General features: G+C 35.5%; 2 protein-coding genes. One reads left to right on the top strand and one right to left on the bottom strand.

The window, feature by feature from the left end; translation table 11 throughout:
- Window positions 1-106: 106 nt before the first annotated feature.
- Window positions 107-970 carry a DegV family protein gene (locus IV84_RS10245; RefSeq protein ID WP_046871764.1) on the bottom strand — a complete coding sequence of 288 codons (864 nt, stop codon included), beginning with the start codon at window positions 968-970 and terminating at the stop codon, window positions 107-109.
- 194 nt (window positions 971-1,164) lie between these two features.
- Here IV84_RS10245 and IV84_RS10240 point away from each other — a divergent pair, with 194 nt between their 5' ends.
- Window positions 1,165-2,859, top strand: coding sequence for an NFACT RNA binding domain-containing protein (locus tag IV84_RS10240; RefSeq protein ID WP_046871765.1), 1,695 nt, complete (start codon window positions 1,165-1,167; stop codon window positions 2,857-2,859).
- The last annotated feature ends 37 nt before the right edge of the window (window positions 2,860-2,896 follow it).

Genomic DNA, 2,896 nt, shown 5'->3' with positions numbered 1-2,896 from the left:
GACCATCTAGGAAAACCTTACACTAACACTAATCCTTTTTTGCATATTAAACTGTAAATTAAAAAATAGATTAGTCACTAACAACTAATCTATCATCTCATCTAATCTAATCTTTTGTGTAATCTCTTAACCAAGCCAGAGCCAAAGCCTTTTCTCCAAGGTGTGTTCCAATTACAGGTCCAAAATAACTAATATCAATTGGTAAATCTGGATACTTTGCTTGCAATCTTTCTCGCCATTTGAGGGCAGCAGGTTCATCATTTGCATGAATAATGATGGCTCTAATTGGATAATCAATTTTTTCTTTATTCTGAGCAAATAACTCTTCAACTCTCGTGAATGCTTTTTTGGTTGAACGGACTTTTTCAAACGCCACAATTTCATGAGCATCATTAAATGTCAAAATTGGTTTAATCTTTAGCAATCCACCAATGAATGCTGAAGCGTTGGATAAACGTCCGCCCCGCACAAGATTTTGTAAATCATCCACGATAAAGTATTCACCAAAAGTTGCACGTAGTTTATTTAACTGAGTTAGAATATCTTCTGGTGTCCGTTCCTCACGAGCCATTTGAGCCGCCTCTAGCACAAGCGAACCCATGAGACGAACTGTGATCTCAGAATCATACACATACACATTTAGACCATCAATTTCGTCTTTGATAGAGTCTAAGCTACTAACAAATCCTGAAATGGTACTTGCTAAATGAATGCTAATCACGTTTTCATAACCTTCATCACGAAGGTGCTTATATAATTCAATCATTTTACCCAATGATGGCTGGGTTGTACTTGGAAATGATCCCGAGGTTCGCAACTTTTGATAAAACTCCTCCGTTGTAATATCTACCCCTTCATCGTAACTCTTACCATCAATCACTACAGGAATTGGTACCACTACAATATGATTATTTGAAATTTCTTCTTTTGTTAGATAACAGGTACTATCCGTTACAATGGCCGTTTTCATTTATACACCAGCTTCTGATTTTTAAAATTAATATTTAAATAATATCACAAATTTAAAAAAATTCAAAAAGTCTTCAAACTTCCTTAAACAAATGCGCTTTCAGTTTAACTTTCAAGGTTTCATTTATTACTTTCCCTTTCTAGACTGGTATACTAGATAGTAACAGTTTATACAAGAAGAAAGTAGGTCCCAATATGTCATTCGACGGTTCATTTACTCACGCCATGGTTCACGAATTAAATTCTTTATTACAAAGTGGACGAATTACTAAAATTCATCAACCTTACGATAATGAAGTTATTATTACTTTTAGAGCAAATCGTAAAAATTTTCCTGTTTTACTTTCTGCACATCCGAACTATGCCCGCGTGCAAGTTACTAAGATCCCCTATGCTAATCCAGCCGTTCCGACAAATTTTACAATGATGTTGAGAAAGTACCTGGATGGTGCCATTTTAAATTCCATTAAACAAGTTGAAAACGATCGAATAATTAATTTTTCGTTTTCAAAACGAAACGAGCTCGGCGATATAGATGAGTTACTTCTTGCTGTTGAAATTATGGGTCGTCGCAGCAATATCATTCTACTTAACAATACTACAAAAGTAATTATTGATACAATCAAGCACATTAATGCTGATCAAAATCGTTATCGCCTACTTTTGCCCGGTGCAACCTATATTACGCCACCCAGTCAAAACAAACAAAATCCCTTTACTGATTCTAGTGAAGCTTACAAAATCGACTTAGAAAAATACCCAAATCAAGAAGTTTTAGCGGATGAATTACGGAAAAACTATCAAGGGATAAATAAGGAAACTAGTTTAGAACTCGCAAACTACTTACATCTTCACCCATCAGATAGTGCATTTACTGACTTCTTCGATAAATTTGAGCATCCAGAACCAGTGATGACTACTCAAAAAAAGAAACCTACTTATACTGCCTTTCCTTATGCAACTTTAGAAGGACAGGTTCAACATTTTGATTCACTTAGTGCTTTACTGGACGCCTTTTATGTTGCCAATGCCCAACGAGACCGAGTGATTCAAAAGGCCGGGAATTTAGTAAGAGTCGTGAAAAATGATTTAAAAAAGAATCGAAATAAACTTAAAAAGTTAAATCAAACTCTTCAAAGCTCTGAAAAAGCTGATAGTTATAAAATTAAAGGTGAGATCTTGACGACTTACCTAAATCGGGTAAAACGAGGGATGACCGAAATCACCCTACCGAACTATTATGAAGATAATCACGATATCAAGATTTTATTGTCTAATCAGATCTCGCCTTCTCAAAATGCCCAGAAATATTTCAAAAAATATCAAAAATCAAAAAATGCGGTCCACTATGTTTCTGAGCAACTTGAAAAGACTCACCAGGAGATTGACTATCTTGACAATATTATGACTCAAATTGAGTTGGCTAATCCTCAAGATCTGGATGAAATTAGAGAAGAGCTTGAAAAAGAAGGCTACTTAAAACCCAACCAAAAAAAGAAGAAACAAAAACGACTTCAACACTCTAAACCAGAAACCTTTCATGCCACAGACGGTACACAAATCTCGGTTGGAAAAAACGATACGCAAAATGATCGTCTCACACTAAAAACAGCTAAAAAATCCGATATTTGGTTGCATACACAGAAGATTCCTGGATCTCATGTAATTATTCATAGTTCTGATCCTTCGGAACAAACGATCTCTGAGGCTGCCAATTTAGCTGCTTACTTTTCAAAGGCACAATTATCTTCACATGTCCCAGTTGATTATGTATCGGTTAAAAAGGTCCATAAACCCAATGGAGCCAAACCAGGACTCGTAATATATGAGGGACAGAGTACTATTCTTGTGGACCCTGACGAAAAGCTAGTCAACCAATTACGTAAATAGTTCAAAAAAACGCTCTATCATTTTAAAATGATAGAGC

This window comes from Pediococcus damnosus (genome assembly GCF_001437255.1).
GTDB classification, from domain to species: domain Bacteria; phylum Bacillota; class Bacilli; order Lactobacillales; family Lactobacillaceae; genus Pediococcus; species Pediococcus damnosus.
This window is presented reverse-complemented; position numbering and strand designations above follow the sequence as displayed.